The sequence below is a fragment of the Bradyrhizobium sp. Ken51 genome, from assembly GCF_055807435.1.
This window is the reverse complement of the sequence record NZ_JBVVPB010000044.1, coordinates 1-17,438: the sequence shown is the minus strand read 5'-3', so window position 1 is coordinate 17,438 and position 17,438 is coordinate 1. Positions and strand designations below refer to the sequence as shown.

17 protein-coding genes are annotated in these 17,438 nt (G+C 63.4%); 2 read left to right on the top strand and 15 right to left on the bottom strand.

Annotated features, from left to right (window positions below):
- Nucleotides 1–6: 6 nt before the first annotated feature.
- From AC0L27_RS37185 to AC0L27_RS37120, 14 genes are all read right to left on the bottom strand, one after another.
- Nucleotides 7–1,131 carry a CgeB family protein gene (locus tag AC0L27_RS37185; RefSeq protein WP_354204894.1) on the bottom strand — a complete coding sequence of 375 codons (1,125 nt, stop codon included), beginning with the start codon at nt 1,129–1,131 and terminating at the stop codon, nt 7–9.
- A complete protein-coding gene (locus AC0L27_RS37180) occupies nt 1,128–2,216 on the bottom strand; it encodes a CgeB family protein (RefSeq protein ID WP_354204897.1) in 1,089 nt (362 codons plus the stop codon). The genes AC0L27_RS37185 and AC0L27_RS37180 overlap by 4 nt, the downstream gene beginning before the upstream one ends.
- On the bottom strand, nt 2,213–3,343 hold the full coding sequence (locus tag AC0L27_RS37175) for a CgeB family protein (RefSeq protein ID WP_354204899.1): 1,131 nt from the start codon (nt 3,341–3,343) through the stop codon (nt 2,213–2,215). The genes AC0L27_RS37180 and AC0L27_RS37175 overlap by 4 nt, the downstream gene beginning before the upstream one ends.
- Nucleotides 3,340–4,443: a glycosyltransferase family 4 protein gene (locus tag AC0L27_RS37170; protein WP_473322718.1), complete on the bottom strand. Its 1,104-nt coding sequence runs from the start codon at nt 4,441–4,443 to the stop codon at nt 3,340–3,342. Before AC0L27_RS37170 ends, AC0L27_RS37175 begins: the two co-directional genes overlap by 4 nt.
- A complete protein-coding gene (locus AC0L27_RS37165; RefSeq protein ID WP_354204903.1) occupies nt 4,440–5,726 on the bottom strand; it encodes a TIGR04295 family B12-binding domain-containing radical SAM protein in 1,287 nt (428 codons plus the stop codon). The genes AC0L27_RS37170 and AC0L27_RS37165 overlap by 4 nt, the downstream gene beginning before the upstream one ends.
- The gene (locus AC0L27_RS37160) at nt 5,723–6,787 is read right to left on the bottom strand and encodes a GDP-mannose 4,6-dehydratase (protein WP_354204905.1); all 1,065 of its coding nucleotides are present in this window, start codon (nt 6,785–6,787) and stop codon (nt 5,723–5,725) included. The genes AC0L27_RS37165 and AC0L27_RS37160 overlap by 4 nt, the downstream gene beginning before the upstream one ends.
- On the bottom strand, nt 6,787–7,899 hold the full coding sequence (locus tag AC0L27_RS37155) for an NAD-dependent epimerase/dehydratase family protein (protein WP_354204907.1): 1,113 nt from the start codon (nt 7,897–7,899) through the stop codon (nt 6,787–6,789). Before AC0L27_RS37155 ends, AC0L27_RS37160 begins: the two co-directional genes overlap by 1 nt.
- 210 nt (nt 7,900–8,109) lie before the next feature.
- Nucleotides 8,110–9,315: a phosphopentomutase gene (locus AC0L27_RS37150; RefSeq protein ID WP_354204909.1), complete on the bottom strand. Its 1,206-nt coding sequence runs from the start codon at nt 9,313–9,315 to the stop codon at nt 8,110–8,112.
- A complete protein-coding gene (locus AC0L27_RS37145; RefSeq protein WP_354204911.1) occupies nt 9,303–10,256 on the bottom strand; it encodes a glycoside hydrolase 5 family protein in 954 nt (317 codons plus the stop codon). The genes AC0L27_RS37150 and AC0L27_RS37145 overlap by 13 nt, the downstream gene beginning before the upstream one ends.
- On the bottom strand, nt 10,253–11,020 hold the full coding sequence (locus AC0L27_RS37140; protein WP_275169432.1) for a TIGR04290 family methyltransferase: 768 nt from the start codon (nt 11,018–11,020) through the stop codon (nt 10,253–10,255). Before AC0L27_RS37140 ends, AC0L27_RS37145 begins: the two co-directional genes overlap by 4 nt.
- Complete coding sequence (locus tag AC0L27_RS37135; protein ID WP_354204913.1) at nt 11,017–11,826, bottom strand: nucleotidyltransferase family protein; 810 nt, start codon at nt 11,824–11,826, stop codon at nt 11,017–11,019. The genes AC0L27_RS37140 and AC0L27_RS37135 overlap by 4 nt, the downstream gene beginning before the upstream one ends.
- 2 nt (nt 11,827–11,828) lie before the next feature.
- Nucleotides 11,829–12,932, bottom strand: a complete 1,104-nt coding sequence (locus tag AC0L27_RS37130; protein ID WP_275169430.1) for a CgeB family protein — start codon at nt 12,930–12,932, stop codon at nt 11,829–11,831.
- Nucleotides 12,929–13,528: a histidine phosphatase family protein gene (locus AC0L27_RS37125; RefSeq protein WP_275169429.1), complete on the bottom strand. Its 600-nt coding sequence runs from the start codon at nt 13,526–13,528 to the stop codon at nt 12,929–12,931. Before AC0L27_RS37125 ends, AC0L27_RS37130 begins: the two co-directional genes overlap by 4 nt.
- Nucleotides 13,528–14,628 carry an inositol-3-phosphate synthase gene (locus AC0L27_RS37120; RefSeq protein ID WP_275169428.1) on the bottom strand — a complete coding sequence of 367 codons (1,101 nt, stop codon included), beginning with the start codon at nt 14,626–14,628 and terminating at the stop codon, nt 13,528–13,530. The genes AC0L27_RS37125 and AC0L27_RS37120 overlap by 1 nt, the downstream gene beginning before the upstream one ends.
- 370 nt (nt 14,629–14,998) lie before the next feature.
- Here AC0L27_RS37120 and AC0L27_RS37115 point away from each other — a divergent pair, with 370 nt between their 5' ends.
- Together AC0L27_RS37115 and AC0L27_RS37110 are read left to right on the top strand one after the other, a co-directional pair.
- A complete protein-coding gene (locus AC0L27_RS37115; RefSeq protein ID WP_354204916.1) occupies nt 14,999–15,286 on the top strand; it encodes a hypothetical protein in 288 nt (95 codons plus the stop codon).
- Between the two features lie 14 nt (nt 15,287–15,300).
- Nucleotides 15,301–16,251, top strand: coding sequence for a glycosyltransferase family protein (locus AC0L27_RS37110; RefSeq protein ID WP_275169426.1), 951 nt, complete (start codon nt 15,301–15,303; stop codon nt 16,249–16,251).
- On the opposite strand, the gene AC0L27_RS37105 is transcribed toward AC0L27_RS37110, so the two are convergent.
- The gene (locus AC0L27_RS37105; RefSeq protein ID WP_275169425.1) at nt 16,217–16,999 is read right to left on the bottom strand and encodes a Crp/Fnr family transcriptional regulator; all 783 of its coding nucleotides are present in this window, start codon (nt 16,997–16,999) and stop codon (nt 16,217–16,219) included. The two genes, AC0L27_RS37110 and AC0L27_RS37105, sit on opposite strands and share 35 nt — an antisense overlap.
- Nucleotides 17,000–17,438 lie beyond the last annotated feature (439 nt).

The following is a 17,438-nucleotide window of genomic DNA, read 5'->3' as shown; positions in this document are numbered from 1 at the left end:
TGCCTTTCAGATTTGAGCGACCTGCATGGGACGCGAGGCGGGAAGTTGCGGGGCTTTCCGGCGGCGACGGACCGATGCCTCGGCGTAGTAGGTCTCCACTTGCCGAGCGCGATGGTCGGAGGTGTGGTCGGCCAGAACGCGGCGCCGTGCGTTTTCCGCGATCGTGCGCCTTCGCTCCTCGGGCATGTCGCGCAGGATCTCCACGACGTCGCGGGGGCTCGATGCGAGCAGGATCTCCCGGGAAGGTTCGAAGACGGTCTCGATTCCAGGCCACCGGTCCGAGATGACGGGCGTGCCGCACGCGGCCGCTTCGAACAGCCGAACGCTGGGCGAGAAGCCGAGCGCGCGCATGTCGGCACGGGTGGCGTTCAGCGTAAAGCGTTGCTCTGCGTAAAATCCCGGATGATGTTTGGGCGTAAGGTGCTCGATCCGGGCGACATTGGCCGGCCAGACCACCTCATCGGGATATTGCGCGCCGGCGACGACGAATTGCTCGCGCGACAGAGTGCGAGCGGGGGCGAGCAGCAACTGCTCCAGAACCGGCTGCCGGTCCTCGCTGTAGGTTCCGAGATAGCCCAGTGCCCACTTCTTCTCCGCGCGTTGCGGCGCATAGGTGTCGGTGTCGGCACTGCAATACAGCACCCGAGCCAGCGGACTGCCATAGTTCTCCTCGATCATGCCGGGCACCGGGCCACCGGCGAAGGACAAATAAAGGTCGAAGCGCGGGATCATCGCCGCGGAAAGATAGTCCAGGCCCTGCTCGAGCTTCGCAAGCGTGACCGGCGTGTCAATGTCGTAGAAGGCGGTAATCCCCCGGGCGTGGGTCGTGATCCATTCGGAGATCGCGATGCCGTCGGGCACGTAGGAGCCGATGACCACCAGATCGGCATCGCGGATCATCTTTCCAAAACGCTGCGGGATGTCCTTCAAGGATTGATAAAGCTCGACGGTCCAAGCGGAAGGCTTGGCAAGATCACGATGCTCGCGATACCAGGGAACGTCGCGTTCCAGAAACGTGACGTGGTGACCTCGTCGTGCCAGGGCTTCGATCAGGGCGCGATAGGTCGTGGCATGACCGTTGCCCCAGGACGAAGTGACCGAAAGACCGACGACGACGATGGTGAGGTTCATTCTGCTGCCTCGATTCGCGAACTGCTTGCGGCAAAGAGATCGTTGAACTGGCGCGCGCGCTGCCGGTAGGTGTGATGGCTCAGAACGCGCGCACGAGCGCGCGCTGCGATCGCCTGAGCCCGGTCGGGGCGCAGTGCAGCAAGATGCTCTGCGACCTCCGCTCCGGTCGCGGCCACCAGCACCTCGCGATCTGGCTCGAGAAAATGATCGATGCCGTCCCACTGGTCGGTGATCAGGCAGGCTCCGGCACCAATGGCTTCGAACACGCGTGTTGGCGGCGAGAAGCCGTAGCGCGCCATGCTGTCGCGATTGACATTCAGCGTAGCCAGACCGGAGCCGAAGAACGCGTTGTGGTCGCCGGTCCCGACATGCCCGACCTTGTGCAGATTGGCTGGCGTGTCTTTGGAGTCCCACCCCGATCCGCCGAGCACGAACGTCTTGTCCGGCAATTGGCGTGCGACGTCGAGAAAGAACCGCTCGACGCGCTGCTCGCGATCGGGGAGGCGGTTTGCCAGCAGGCTCAGGTCGCACGTGAAGTGCGCATTGGGCGGCGCAGGAAAGTGCGTGGCGGGGGCGAGCGCATTGTAGATCGGCACGCAGTCGCGCGCGCCGATGCCGCGATAGGCGGATACGACGGCATCGCCGCCGCCATAGGTCAAAACCATGTCGTAGGACCGGATCGCATGGCGTAGATGATGGTCTGGATTGTCCGCCACCGATTCCAGCGTCGCGGGGGCATCGACGTCCCAGTAGATGCGCATCGCATTCGACGGAATTTCGGCGACTGCGTTCTCCAGCTCCTGATCGAAGACGCCGACGCCGCTGGCCTTGACCAGCATGTCGGCCGAGCGGGCGGCTTCCTCAAGCGAGCTTCGCCACCCCTCGGGCGTCGCGGCGTAGACCACCACCTTCGCCCAGTCGGGATCGTCGATGTCGCGATGGGCCTGGCGCTCGAAAGCATCGGGCTCGAAGAATGTGACGTCGTGGCCGAGGGCCGCAATCTCCTTCAGCATGCCGCGGTAATAGGTGGCGGCACCGTTCCAGTAGGATGAGACGAGGCTGGACCCGAAGAAGCAGATCTTCATGCGGAGGCTCCGATGTATCGCTTGGGCTGTGTGGAGTGGCCTGTGGCCCGGAGGTCCTGCGCGATGCCGACAAGCTGCTCCGCCCGATGACGGCAGGTGTGACGCTCCTTGATCGTGCGGAGCCCGGTCTCCACCGTGGCGGACCACAACTCTCGGTCATCGAGCAGCGCACGAAGCGCCCGCTTCATTTCGGTGCCGTCGGAAGCGCTGAGATAGGCACCTTTCGGGAACAGGCCTTCCGCATCTGACCAGGGGGCCGAGACCAGTGGAATGCCGCACGCCATCGCTTCGAAGACCCGAATGGTCGGAATGCCCGGGAGCAAGCGGACATAGGGGCCGCGGGGAACGTGAACAGTCGCGCGTGCGCCGGCGAAAGCAATGGGAGCCCAGTGTGCGGGCAGCCAGCCGCCATACCGAATGCCTGCCGCCTGAATGGTCGCGAGCGCCGCATCTGAATAGCGGACGCCATAGACCCCCGCGCTCAGCTTCAGCTCGGCCACGGGTTCGACCAGAAATTCGTTGAGCTCGGCGCTGCGTTCGCCGTCGCCCCAATTGCCGATCCAGACGACATCGTCGGTGCGCTCGATATCTGGCAGCTGATGGTACAGGGCGATGTCGGCTGCCTCGTGCCAGGTGAAGGCCCGGTCGGCCCAGCCGAGCTTCAGATAGATTTGACGAAGGACCTCGCCGAAGGCGAGTACACCGTCGAAGCCGTCGAGGTCGAACTGCGCAAGCTCGTCCGGCGCGCTGACGGCGCGATGATGGGTGTCGTGGAACAGCAGCGTGAACGGACCGCCGTGAGCCCGTCTCGATCCGATGTCTGCGATCAGATCAGGCGAATTCCATTCGTGGACGACGACGAGATCGGCGCCGTGCAAGGCTTCATCGAGATCAAGGAAGGCGTCGTAGCGGCGGATGCCGATGCCGGGAAACAGCGTTGGAATATCCTCCATTGTCTGACTGCCACCCTCGCGGATCGCATTCAATCGGCTCCAGCCGTCGATCGGCTCGAACACCACGACCTCATGACCGAGCGCGTGAAGTTCGCGGGCGTAGCCGCGTAGGAAATGGGCATTGCCGTTGTTCCAGCAGGAGGTGAACGCATGGTAGAACAGAACGCATTTCATGCGCGTACCTCCATGGGGGCGGGCGCGCGATGGACGGCAAGCAGCTCCTCGTAGAGGCTGAGATAGGCGCTCGTGGTTCGGGTCAGCGAGTAGGTCAGGGAATGCTCAAAGGCGGCTCGTTGCAGCCGCACCCGCTCGCGATCGTCGGTGCACAGACCTCCGAGTGCCCGATGCAGCGCCTTGCTGTCGGTAGCGTCGACGAACACCGCAGCCCCGCTCCATAATTCCCAGAAGGTCGAAATGTCGGACAGGACGAGGGCGCATCCTGCCGCCGCGGCTTCCAGAACGGAGAGGCCGAACGGCTCATAGAGCGCGGGGCTGGCGAAGATGGCCGCGTGCTGCAAGTGCGCGCGCATGGCTTCGTGAGGCAAATGCCCAAGCCAGGTGACGGAAGCCGAAGGGCACTCATCCGCCGGCCCGGCGACCTGAACGGGCCAGTCCAGCCCAGGCGCCGCGGCCGCCAAGACCTCGATGTTCTTGGCGCGGTCCCAGAGCCGGCCCGCCGCAAAGATCATGTCTTGCTTCCGGCCCGCAAAGCCCTGAGGGCCAATTCCATTCCAGATCACGATGCCGCGCGAGCGAGGCCGATAGATTTCCGCAATGTCATCGTGGAAGGACTGGCTGGGACAAACCCAGGCCTGTGCCGTGTCGAGTGCGGCCGTCACCCGTTGGGTGTAGCCGCGCCATTTTGGTTCGCCGAGCCAGCTCGTATCGCGGCAGGCGAGCCCCCAGGAGTTGACGCAGGAATGCGCGACGACGACCACTGGAGCGCGCCAGGCGAAGGTCGCCTCGCGAAAACTATTGAGGTGAACGACGTCCGGCCTGATTCCGGCTTCGAGCTTCGCAAGGACGCGCCTGGCCTGGGACAGATCTTGTCCTTCCGGATCCTGCCACTCGAGTGCAAGGTCCGTTTCGATCAGGTGCACCCGCGAGCCACGCAGCCTCTCAAGCTGGCCGGCCCGCGCGCGGGGGCCCATCGTCACCAGGGTGACGTCGGCCCCCTGTGCAGCAAGGGACGAAGCAAGTGAGGACGAGTAGGTCCAGACGCCTCCGACGGTATCGGTCGTCATCAGGATCCTGAGCTGCGAGCTGCGGCTCATGATGCCACCTGCAGTTCGAGAGCCTCGAGCGGCACCGGACGATCGTTCTGCACGTCGCTGAACTGATCGAACATCGCGAGATAGTGCCGGTGTGCGCGCTCCCAGGCGTAATCGTCGGGCTCGCCCCACAGCTTCCGATAATCCGGCGAGCCCGGATAGGGATATAGCGGGACCGGATCGTTGGCCCAGATGCCGGCATCCTGCATGGTGCGGCGCCAGCGCTGCACGATGGGGTCATCGTCCTCTGGGACTTCGATCAAATTGGCCTGCACGAAAGGAACGTGACGGCGCGCCTCGACCAGCCGTTCGGCAAGCTGGTCGGTCGTCATCTTGCAGTTCTTGGCGAGCGCGGCGCGGCCCTCGACCGTGAGGCTCTCGATGCCGGCTTCAATCGAGACGCAGCCGGCGCGGCCAAGCAGATCCAGCATGTCCGGCTTCCAGAGGTCGATGCGGGTCTGCACCCCGAACTTCAGCCCGCGTGTGGTCAGCCCTTCCAGCAGTTCCGCGTTGGGAAGGAAAATCTCGTCGATGAAATAGACATATTCGATGCCCTGATGACGCAGGCCGTCGATCTCTTCGAGAACGATGGAGGCAGGCCGCTTGCGGTAGGCGTTGCGGAAGTTTTCCTTGGCGCAGAACGTGCAATTGTACGGACATCCCCTGGACGATTCGACCTCGGCGCCAGGTGCCTGTGGCTCGGCTTCGAAACGATGGTGGTGATGGTGATGCCGCCGGATCATCTCCTCCGGCCAGTCAAGCGGCGGCTGATCCTTGAATGCGACCGCCTGCGGGCCGCCATTGACGCGGAGCGATGCGCCATCGGCGAAGCACAGACCCGGAAAGTCCCGTTCGCCATTGGCAAGACGCAACAAGGAGGCCTCGCACTCGCCCATCACGATGAAGTCGGTGCCGAGCTTTCGAAGCGCGGCCCTTGGCACAGTCGAGCCATGGGGACCCACCGCGATGAGGATCGGAGCCAAGTCGCGCACCGCCATCGCAAGCTCTTGGGGAACGCGGAGCTCGGGAGGGGCGCAGCGCCAGAACAGATAGGTCGGTGCCGTCGTGATGACGATCTGATCGGGGCCAAACGCGCGCAGCTCGGCTTCGACATCGGCGAGAGAGAGGTCGAACATGTGGGCATCGAGCAGCAGCGTCTTGTGCCCGGCCGCTTTCAGGTAATGCTCGGAGATCCCGAGTTCGAGCGGAAGGTGAGGGGATCGGCAGCCGAAATAGATGCTGCCGCCAAAATCCCAGTTTGGGTTGATGAGGGCAACACGCGTCATGCCAGCGCCTCGCGGTTGCCTTGCGACGATCCGAACCGGCCGTCCAGCCAGCTGTGAAGGGATCGGAGGCCGTCTGCGAACGAAACCTGAGGGGCCCAGCCGAGCGCGCTGGAGAGCGCGCGCGTGTCGGTCACGTACCACGGCTGATCGCCGGGCCTCCAATCGGCAAAGCGATAGGCCACCTTGCGGCCGGTCAGATCGGTGATGCGGTCGATCAATTCCAGCAGACTGATCGCGTTGGCCGGACCGCCGCCGAGGTTGAATACGCGTCCACGGGCGAGCGCGATGCCATCGAGCACGGCGAGCCAGGCCGAGGCCGCGTCGGAGACGTGAAGCGCATCGCGGACCTGATGGCCGTCGCCATAAATCGTCAGCTCTTTGCTGCGGATGGCGCTCAGCAGGAAATGCGCGATCCAGCCCTGATCCTCGGTGCCGAATTGACGGGGCCCATAGATGCAGCTCATTCGCATCACCACGGTCTGGAGGCCGTAGACCCGCGCATAGTCGTGGACGTATTGATCGGCCGTTCCCTTGGAGCATCCATAGGGGCTGTAGAAGTCGAGCGGCGCATTTTCCGAGATGCCGGCGGCGAGCAGGCCGCTTGTCGGCGTGTAGCGGCGGCCGGTGAGCGCGATGTCGCCATCGTCGATCAGGCGTCCGTAGACCTTGTTGGTCGAGGCGAACACGATCGGCGCGGCGTTGTTGTGGAGACGCACCGCTTCGAGCACGTTCAATGTGCCCCGCGCGTTGATCTCGAAATCGGCGGCCGGATCGCTCACGCTGTCGGTGACGGCGACCTGGGCCGCCAAGTGCAGCACGGCGCGGGCTTCGCGGACGGCGTCGATCACCGGGATCGGCTCGCGAATGTCGGCCACGGTGATTGTGACCCGGTCGCCATGCCGGGACTTCAGCCACTGCGCATTCTCCCGCACGCCGGCGCGGGCGAGATTATCCAGGATCAGCACCGGCTCGCCGCGCTCCGCCAGCCGGTCGGCCAGGTTGCACCCGATAAACCCGCAGCCGCCGGTGATCAGGACGGGTCTGTTGTCTCGTTCACTCATCACGCGACCAATCCTCGTTGCTGCAGCTCCTTGGTGGCTCGCTCCGCCTGATCGTCAGCGATCTGGTCGGCGAGATATTCCGCCAGCTCTTCGAGCCCATCCCTGAATGCGACGCGCGGCTCGAAGCCGAGCACGTCGCGGGATTTTCCCATGTCGGCGAAGCAGTGCCGGATATCCCCGGCGCGATATTTCCGCGTCAGCTCGGGCGCAATGTCGCGGCGCCCCATGACTTCGGCCAGATCCTCCGCGACCGACAGAATGGTGCGACTCTGGCCCGAGCCGACGTTGAAGACATCGTGCGCGTGCTCCGCCTCCAGCGCCATCCGGCAGGCGCGGGCGACGTCATGCACATGGACGAAATCGCGGCGCTGCCGTCCGTCCTCGAAGACGAGGGGAGGGCGGCCGTTGAGCAGCCGGGCGGCAAAGATGGCCAGCACGCCGGTATACGGATTGGACAGGGCCTGACGTGGCCCGAACGCATTGAAGAAGCGTAGCGCCACGGTCGGGATGCCATACGCCTTGCCTGTGATCAGGCACATGCGCTCCTGCGCATATTTGTTGAGCGCATAGATCGAGCTCAGCGAAGGCTGCTTTGTCTCCGGCGTGGGAACGGGATCGAGCGGGTTGCCGGCGGCATCGCGCAGCTCCCAATCGCCGCGGCGAAGCTGCTCGACCCCCCGCTCCTCGCAGGCGACCACGCTCTGATCGGCGCTCCGGTAAAGGCCCTCGCCGTAAATACTCATGGACGACGCCACCACGAGCCGCGCGACCGGGCGCTTGGACAGTGTCTGCAACAGCACGGCGGTGCCGAGCTCGTTGGTCCTGACATAGGGTTCGATGTCGTACATGCTCTGGCCGACGCCGACTGCTGATGCGAGATGCAGGACCATGTCGGTGCCGCGCAACGCATGATCGACCGCGAGAGCGTCGGTGACGTCACCGACGACGAGCTCCGCGTCTTTGGCAAGATAGGCGGGACGCTGGCGGTTGCCTCCGTGGACCTGCGGCGAGAGATTGTCGAGCAGGCGGACTTCATAGCCGGCCGCCAGCAGCGCGTCGGCCGCATGCGATCCGATGAATCCCGCACCTCCAGTGATCAATACTCGCGTCATTCACCGCTCCGTGCCGCCGTGAGATCGATCCTGCGGGATCAATCCGTGATGAGAATGAAAGCGCGCTGCTGTTCTGGTCGGGCGACCGGCGCGCCAGTCACATTTGAAATTAGAAGCGATGCAAGGAATGTTCGTTCCTGCGAAACCTACAAACGAATATTTCTCTAACCTGGATCAATAACCCAGGTGAATCTGCCGAGTGCAGCGGAGCTAAAAATACACGCCGTGAACCGGCGCCTGCAGTTCGAGATGGCTCGCGACCGTCGCGCCAATGTCCGCAAATCCGGCGCGCTTGCCGATCGGAGAAGTTGACCGCGCGCTCCACGCCAAGATCGGCACCTGTTCCCGCGTATGATCGGTGCCGCTCCATGTCGGGTCGCAACCGTGATCGGCCGTGACGATCAGGAGATCATCGTCGCGCAGGCGGTTCAGCAGATCCGGAACGCGCGCGTCGAAGTTTTCGAGCGCCGCTGCATAGCCCGCCACGTCGCGCCGGTGGCCATACAGCGTGTCGAAATCGATGAAATTGGCGAACAACATTCCGCCCTCTGCGAGCGTGGCCAACCCATCGAGCGTGGCGTCGAACAGCGCTCGGTTGCCATCGCCGCGCAGGTTCCTCCCGGTCCCGCGATGGGCGAAGATGTCGTCGATCTTGCCGATCGTGACGATGTCACGGCCTGCGCTTTCCGCGAGATCGAGGATCGTCCGCTCCGGCGGCGGAACGGAAAAGTCCTTTCTGTGCGATGTCCGCTTGAAGTCGCCTGCCGACGTGCCGATGAAGGGACGTGCGATGACGCGCCCGATGTTGAGGGGATCGACCAGTCGGCGGGCAATGCGGCAGACCTCATAGAGGCGTTCGAGTCCGAACGTCTCCTCGTGCGCTGCGATCTGGAACACGCTGTCGGCCGATGTATAGCAGATCGGTTCGCCCGTTCTGATGTGACGCTCGCCGCATTCGGCGATGATCTCGGTGCCGGAGGCGTGACAGTTCCCGAGGATGCCTGGCAATCGAGCCTGTTCGCACAGGCTCTCCATCAGATCGCGCGGGAAGCACGGCTTGGCTCTTGGAAAATAGCCCCAGTCGAACGGCACCGGCACGCCGGCGATCTCCCAATGACCGGATGGCGTGTCCTTGCCTTTGGAGATCTCGCTCGCGCAGCCAAAGCGCGCATGCTCAGGCCGGCCATCCAGGCCCGGCGGCACGCGCCCGGTGGCAAGATGGCAAGCCTGGCCAAGTCCGAGCGCAACCAGATTGGGAAGTCGAAGCGGCCCCGCCCGGCGTGGTCCGTCGGCATTACCGGCCATGCACATTTCGGCAATATGGCCGACGGTGTCGGCGCCCTCGTCGCCGTAATTGATGGCATCGGGCGCGGCGCCGATCCCGACGGAGTCCATCACCAGGATCAGGGCACGCATGTCGGCTCCGAGATGGCCGGGCGCGAAGACGCTGCGGACGGCGCGAGCCCGGTTTTCGCGCAATAGCGTTCGACCATCTGTGCGCAGAAATCCGCGAACTCGTTCACGTCGAGCGGCGGGCTGGTGTGATGAGGCTCGATGCCCCGATGTTCCGGGGTGAAGCAGAAGGTCACCGTGACCTGAAACTCGGCCAGCGCGTCCATCTGCCGATCGAACCAGGCGAGCGCATTGGGACGGAAACTGTCGGCCCAGGACAGGCCGGTCCTGAGATGCTGCACGCCGAGCCGGCGCATCCAGCGCACGGCTTCATCGAGGCGGTGGTCCTCGAAATGAAACCACTGGCACAGGCCCATCGCAGCTGCATATTGGCTGAACAGGCCCGCGGCAGCTTTCGGCGTGCCGTCCTCGCGCAGCAGCCCCATGTGGAAGTGCCGGTAGTAGGAGGAGCCTTCAGCTTCCTTGTGCCGCGTGGTCGCCTCCCAACTCGAAGGAAGATCGTAGAGGCTGTACCAGTGAATCCGCGGCGCGCGGCCAGTCAACAGCTCGGCGGTCCGCGTCAGTCCCCAGGCCTGCACCTCCTCGGCACCGAAGGACGAGACTCCCACCTCCGTGACCCAGACCGGCAGCGAGGTGACCGCCTTGATCTCGTCGAGCTTGGCCGGCCATTCCGCGATCTGCCACAAGTTCCAGTCGAGCGGAAAGCCGTGCACGGCCACGGCATCGACATGATCGAGCACGCCGCGCGCCTGCATGTTGCGTATGAAGGACGGATCGATCGGCGATATGCCGCCAAGCACACGCGGGAGTGTGGGATGCGCGCTGCGGATCGCCTTTCCCGCAGCGAGCGCCAGGCTCGCGAACATGGTCCAATCCGGATCGATCAGGATGTCCCAGTGCGACTTGTTGTTGGGCTCGTTCCAGATCTTGGCGGCTTCGATCATCGGCCGGTCTCCCGCGACGGATAGACCGGACCTTCCGCCTGCGGCCTTGCCACCCGCTTGCAGAGATAGACTTCCTCTTCCGGATGCGCCGCGATCGCAAAGCCGGCGCTGCGCAGCATGGCTTCGGCGCAGGCGCGGTTCGGTACCCACCAATTGGTGGGGTCGTCGGCATATTTGTTCTCGATGAAGTGCAGCTTTGGATAGCCCGGCGAATCGAACTGATCGGTGGTCCAGAAGTCGTAGTTCTTGTCGAGGGAATCCACGCGGCTGTCGCCGCGCTGCATCGACTGGAACAGCAGGAGATCGCCGGCGACGTGCTCGTGGATCAGGTCGAGGGCCAGCAAAGGGTGCCGCAGGTGGTAGAGCACGCCCATGAAGATCACGAGATCGAACTTTTCGCGCAGCTGTCCGACATCATAGGCTGACATCTTGCGGAATTCGATCCTGAGACCGTTCACTTCGGCCGCGAAGCGGGCTTGCGCGAGATATTCGTCGTCGGTGTCCAGGCCGAGCACGCGCTCGGCGCCGCGCCGCTTCATCTCCATGGCGTAGAAACCGGCATTGCAGCCGATATCGAGCACGGTCTTGCCTTCGAGGCGGTCCGGAATGATCCCGGAAAAGCGGCGCCATTTCACGTTGGGATAGTCGCCGAGAAAATGTGAAGGCGCTGTCGGTACGCCGTTCAGGTCCAGATTGTGAAACCATGGCCCGAGCGCATCGACGCGCTGGCGGATTTCCTCGCGCGAGAGGGCGCCTCTGCTCATGCGGTCACTCCATTGTTCATTGCGTGGGCCGGGCGGGCTGCCTCCGGCGAACCGCCGGCCAGCAGTCGAGAGCGTCCGTTCCCGACGGAGCTTTCCGCGAGCAACGCCATTGCCGTCCGGTAGCCGTCGATGGTGCCGACGTCGACATAGGATTCGCCGGCCTTGACGCCGAGACCCTGGCCGCCGGCTGCGATGTAGGCATTGACCAGCGTCCCGAAATATTCATCCCGGCGCTCGCGCTTCGTCCACAGTGACTGGAGCTCGCGAAATCCGTTGCCGGACATCTTGAAGGCGCCCCATATCCATTTCGACGCCGCATCCGGCTGCTTGACCTGGATCTCCGTGACGCGGTCACCGTCGAGCACGACGGCATCGAAGAACTCGGGATGTTCGACCGGAAACAGCAGAAACGACAGGTCAGCGGCCGGCAGTGCCTGCAGGGCCGCCTTGGGGAACCAGACGGTATCCGGAAGTCCGACCAGGATGTCTTCGTCATGGCCAACGACCGTGCCCGCCCTGAACACGGCATCGCACAGCCCCGACGCATCGGGCTGCACGACATAGGCGAGCTGGGCGCTGCCATAATGATCGCCGAAATATTCGAGGATGTCCGATTTGCCGGGGGAGATCACGAAGCAGATCTTGTCGGCACCCCCAAGGATCAACCGCTCCAGCAGATATTCGGAGACGGCGCACGGACGGTCGATGCCGTCGTCCCGTTGGCTTCCGACCGGAAGCAACTCCTTGGAGAAGGCGAGCGGCTGGATGCGGCTGCCGCGGCCCGCGGCCGGAACGATGCCCCACATGATCAGGCCTCCTCGGGTTGCTGTCGGCGCGCGCCGAGGGATGCCGTCTGCTCGAGCAGCGAAATCAGTTCGGCCGCGCGCTTGTCGGATGTGTGCTGATCCATGGTCCGTTCATAGGCGCGTCCGGCGATGTGCTGAAGCTCGGCGTCGGCCATCGTCAACGCAGCAAGCGTGTCTTTCGCATCGCGTGCGATCAGGATCTCCTGTCCGGGTGCAAAGAATTGATCGATTCCCGGCCAGTCGTCGCTGAGCAGCGGGGCCTTGCAGGCGGCAGCTTCGAACAGGCGGCCGGAGGGGCACCAGCCCATCTCCGCCATGGCACGGCGCGTGACGTTGAGTGTCAGCCGGGACGACGCAAAGAACGCCGCGTGCTCCGAGGGCGGCAAGTGCTGCACGAAGTAGATGTTTGGCGACCAGGGAAAATCTTCCGGGTACTGTGCACCCCCGATCAGGAAGCGCCGATCCTGCCTGCTACGTGCGGGTTCGACGAACAGAGCCTCGAGCGCGCGCTGGCGATCCTGCGAATATGTGCCGAGATAGGACAGATCCGCACGGTAATGCGGCTGCGACGGCACGGGCCGATGGATGTCCGTATCGACATGGCCGTAGAGCGGACGGACATTGCAGGCGCCGAGCCTGTCGCGAAATTCGTTGCAGATGCGGGGACCGCCGGTGAAGCTCAGCACCAGCGCGAAATCCCGCAGGCCGCGCGGCCCGATATAGGGAACGGCCTCGCCGGCCATCAGCTTCGCCAGCGTGACCGGCGTGTCGAGGTCGTAGAACGCGGGCACCGCGCGACCCTCGGACAGGACAAGCTCCGTCGCGGCGATCGCGTCGGGACAATAAGAGGTCACGATCGCGACATCGGCATCTCGAATGTCGCTGCGCGCCAAAGGAAGCACATCGTCCCAGTTCGAGAACAGTCGCAGTTGGCCGCCGGGCAGTTCGTGCAAATCCCGCGCGCCGGCGTAGTAGGGCACGTCGCGCTCGAAAAAGACGACGCTGTGGCCGGCTTGCGCGAGATGCTTGCAAAGCCCTCGCCACAAGGTGGCGTGACCGTTGCCCCAGGACGAGGAAATTGTCAGGCCGAAAATGACGATCTTCACGCTGGCACCCGCTGATTGATCCCGGTGATCTTGATTCCGCGATTGTCCACGCTGAGGGTGCTGACGCTGCCGGGGTCGATCTCGATCGAGAGGAAGTCGTCGAGCTCTTTCCGGGAATAGTGCAGCAGCGCCGCGCGGATCGGTTCGGCATGGCTGACGGCGACAACGACGGTGCCGCTACCATGATCATTGCGCACCTGTTCCAGATGGGCGACGACGCGCTTCTGGAGCGACCGCATGCTTTCGCCGCCCGGCGGGCGGTTCGTTCCGCGTTGTTCGTTCCAGCGTGACCATCGGGGGTCCCGGGCGAGCGCTTCGAACGACAGTCCGGTCCATTCGCCGTAGTCGAGTTCGTCGAGTGCCGGCACGATCTCGACCGGCAAGCCGAACCGTGCCGCCAGGATGCAGGCCGACTGCATGCAGCGCCGCTGCGGGCTCGACTGAACCATGCTCGGTGGCGGCGTGAAGGTATCGGCGCATCGCGCGATTTCCTCACAGCCGAGATCATCGAGTTCTACGCCCTTCATCCGGCCACAGAGCGTGCGGCCGAGCAGGGCATGATGCCCGTGGCGGATCAGATGAATGATCTTCGCCATCAGGTGTACGCCTTGTCGTCAATGAAGGCGCGCGTTCGCCGTCCGGCTTCCTCGTCGGTGAACTGCTGAGGCGGCGACTTCATGAAATAGCTCGAAGGGCCCGTCAGCGCGCCGGCCTGCCCGCGGTCCATGGCAAGCTTGGCGCAGCGGACCGCGTCGATCACGACGCCCGCCGAGTTCGGGGAGTCCCAGACCTCGAGCTTGACTTCCGCGCTCAAGGGAACACCGCCGAACGTCGTGCCCTCCAGGCGGATAAAGGCCAGCTTGCGGTCGGTCAGCCACGGCACATGGTCGCTCGGGCCGACATGGATATTGTCGGCATCCATCGGCACGTCGAACTGGCTAGTCACGGCTTGCGTCTTGGAGATCTTCTTTGACGTCAGCCGCTCGCGCTCGAGCATGTTCTTGAAATCGGTGTTGCCGCCGACATTGAGCTGGTAGGTTCTGTCCAGCCGCACGCCGCGTTCGCGGAAAAGGTTGGCGAGCACACGGTGCAGAATGGTGGCGCCGACCTGGCTCTTGATGTCGTCGCCGACGATCGGCAGGCCTGCATCCTCGAAGCGCCGCCGCCAGTCGGGATTCGAGGCAATGAAGACCGGGATGCAATTGACATAGCCGCAGCCGGCCTCGATCGCGCGCGCGGCGTAAAATTCGCTCGCGCGCTGCGAGCCCACGGGAAGATAGGACACAAGTACGTCCGTGCGCGATGTCGCGAGCACTTCGGAGACGTCGGCTTCCGGAACATCCGCAATCGGAACGTCGTCCTTGAGATATTGGCCGACGCCGTCCATGACGGGGCCGCGTTGGACCATGACGCCGGTGGGCGCGACCTCGGAGAAGCGGTGCGTGTTGTTCGGTGCTGCGAAGATCGCCTCGGTCACGTCGCGTCCGACCTTGCCGGCATGGACGTCGAAGGCCGACGCGACCTGAATGTCGCTAATGTGGTAGCCGCCGAGATCGGCGTTCATCAACCCAGGCACCGGCTCATTCGATTTGGCGTCCCGGTAATAGGAGAGCCCCTGAACGAACGAGCTCGCACAATTGCCGACACCGACGATGCCGACGCGCACGCGCCGCCTGTCCTGAAGACGAGAATGCATGGATCTAGGCCCTCCGGAAGACGTGCAGCGTTAAGGCATGCAGTGTTGAAGGATATGCAGTGTTGAAGACTTGCAGTGTTGACGTAAGTACGTCGGCGAACGTGAGGAACGTATGTTCGTTCCTGAACTCACGGCACTATGTCCGCCTCACGTCAGATTCCGGCCAAAAAAATTTCGCGCCCTTAACCTGGGATAGAATCCCGGGCAGTTTGGCGGGAACGAAAAGCTTCCATGATGAAGATGAAGAAGATGATGCTCCGAGAGAGCCGACACCGCGAAAGAACAAATCCTTCCGTCCGGCGTTCACGGCGAACAGTCTGACGCGACGACCTATTCGTCGCTCGCTCTTTGTCAGCAGTCGAGGTGTCACATGTCAACCAAATCACAAACCAGCGAAGCCCAGCAGACCACCAGCCATAACGTCATCCGGAAATGGGCGGAGGAGCGCGGTGGAAAGCCCGCGACGGTCAAGACTACGGAGGAGGACGGACACGCCGGCATCCTGCGCATCGATTTCGATCCGCCCGACGAAGGTCTCGACCGGATCAGTTGGGACGAATTCTTCGCGAAGTTCGACGAGACCGGCATTGCGTTCCTTCACCAGGACCGCACCAAGGACGGCCAAGTGAGTCGCTTTCACAAATTCGTGCGGCGTTGATCGGATCGCCGCCCATGTCGGGCGGTTGGACGGAGGCGATGCGGGCAGGCGACTTCGAACGCGCCTGGGCGATCAGCGACCGCGATCTGATAATGCTTGCCTATCCACCAAAGCACACCGGGCCGCGTCACCTCCAGCGGATCTGGCGCGGCGAGGCCCTGGTGGGCAAGCATGTGCTCGTCCGTTGCTACCATGGGCTTGGCGATACCATCCAGTTCCTGCGCTTCATGCGACCGCTCCGTGATCTCGCGCGCAGCGTCACTGTGTGGTGCCAAGGCGAACTTCTGCCGCTGGTGGAGCGTGTGGCGGGCGTCGATCGTGCGTTTTCGATCCATGATGGTACGCCTGAGATCGACTTCGAGGTCGATATCGAGATTATGGAGGTGCCGCATGCTATAAGGGCGAAACGGGAGCAGGTCGAGATGCGTGCACCTTACGTATCGCTGCCGCCGGTGCTCGAGCTACCACTGCCACAAGGTCTTGCCGTCGGCCTGGTTTGGGAAGTCGGCAATTGGGACAAGCGAAGGACCATCCCGCCGTCCCTGCTAGGGCATCTTGCCGTTCCCGGCGTGACGCTCTGCTCGCTGCAACGAGGGGCCCGAACGTGCGAACTGGCCGAGATCGGCGCGAGGGACGTCAGCACGCCTGACATTACGGTTCTCGGTCATCTGCTTCAGCGGCTCGATCTGCTCATTTGCGTCGACACCATGGTGGCTCATCTTGCGGGCGCACTCGGCTGTGACGCGTGGGTCTTGTTGCATGCGGATTGCGACTGGCGCTGGCCGTCATGCGAGTCCCATTCCCCTTGGTATCCGAGCCTGCGCCTGTTTCATCAGAGGGCACCAGGCAATTGGGATGATGTCATTGGAGAGGCGCGGGAGGCCCTGATTGCACGCTCCGCAAATCTCCAAGGTGTCGTCGGAAACGGGCTCAAGCGAGCGCAAGATCCGCCGCGAGTGGTCTGAGACGCGAGGACGACGACTCGTCGCGGCTGGACGGAATGCCCAGGTAGGTCGGATCGAATCTTGCGAGCCGCACGAGTCCCGGCCAGTCCGTGATCGTTACCGTCTTACCCTGCCATCGCAGGAGGTTGCATCGTCGCAGTTCCTGAATTGTTCGGTTGGCGTGGACTGGGGAAATGCTGCACGCTGCAGCAAGGTCCGATTGGGTGAAGGGTGATGGCAGCCTGAGATCTCTCGCCAAGCCGACGCTTTGCAGGCGGGTGGTGATCTCGCACAGCAGATGCGCAACACGCGTCAAGGCATCGCGGCTACCCAGGTTCACTGTCCAGTTGCGCTGAATGGCGTGGCTGGTGAGCAGCATCAGCAGCAATGCGCGAGACATGGCGGGCGAACGCGCGGACAAATCGTGAAAGAAGCGGTGTGGCACGAGTGCGACGATGGCAGGGCCGAGCGCGATCAGGTTGCCGTCAACGCGAGGACGATACAGCGTGTGTAGATCGGCGATGTCACCGGGAACATGGAGCGACGTGATCTGCCCGTCCACGCTCTCGGCATCCTGCCAGGACAGATATCCCTGAAGCAGGAGACAGCAGTGGGTGGCATCGTCGCCATGCCGCAAAACGGCCTGACGCGAACTGAGATGCGCGATTGTGCTTGCCATGTCCGCAAGCAGGTGGAGATCGTCGGCCGTTACGGGAGTGAGGCTCGCCAACCGGTCGGCGAGCTTGGAGAACGCAAATCCTGCCTGCATTGGTCGCCTAATAACTCAGAGCCCGTCCCCAATCTGATCGATGAGAACGACCGAACGCATTAAACTTTGATACTTTCGCTCCACGCAGATCGTTGTCGGTCTCGGACGATCCGGGAACCGGAAGCGCGAGAGGCGCTCGAGTGGGCGAACGGCCTACCATCTGCGCCGAACCAAGATTTAGTATACTTACTTTCATATACTTAACTCTCGAGCCATCGCGTTTGTTCTGACTCCAAGGCTTTGACGGATGTGATGGCTGCCTGTCGGGCAACACACCCGCAATCCCGTCAACCCCTCCTCACAAAAATATTCCGCTTTACCGAAATTCGGTTATGGCGTATGTGTCGGCCGTCCCGGCTCAATCTTGAGGGGCGATCTTGTGGTCGTCACGTTCGCGAGCCGGGCTTGCGGTGGACGCGGCAGCGTTCGGGTGCGAGAG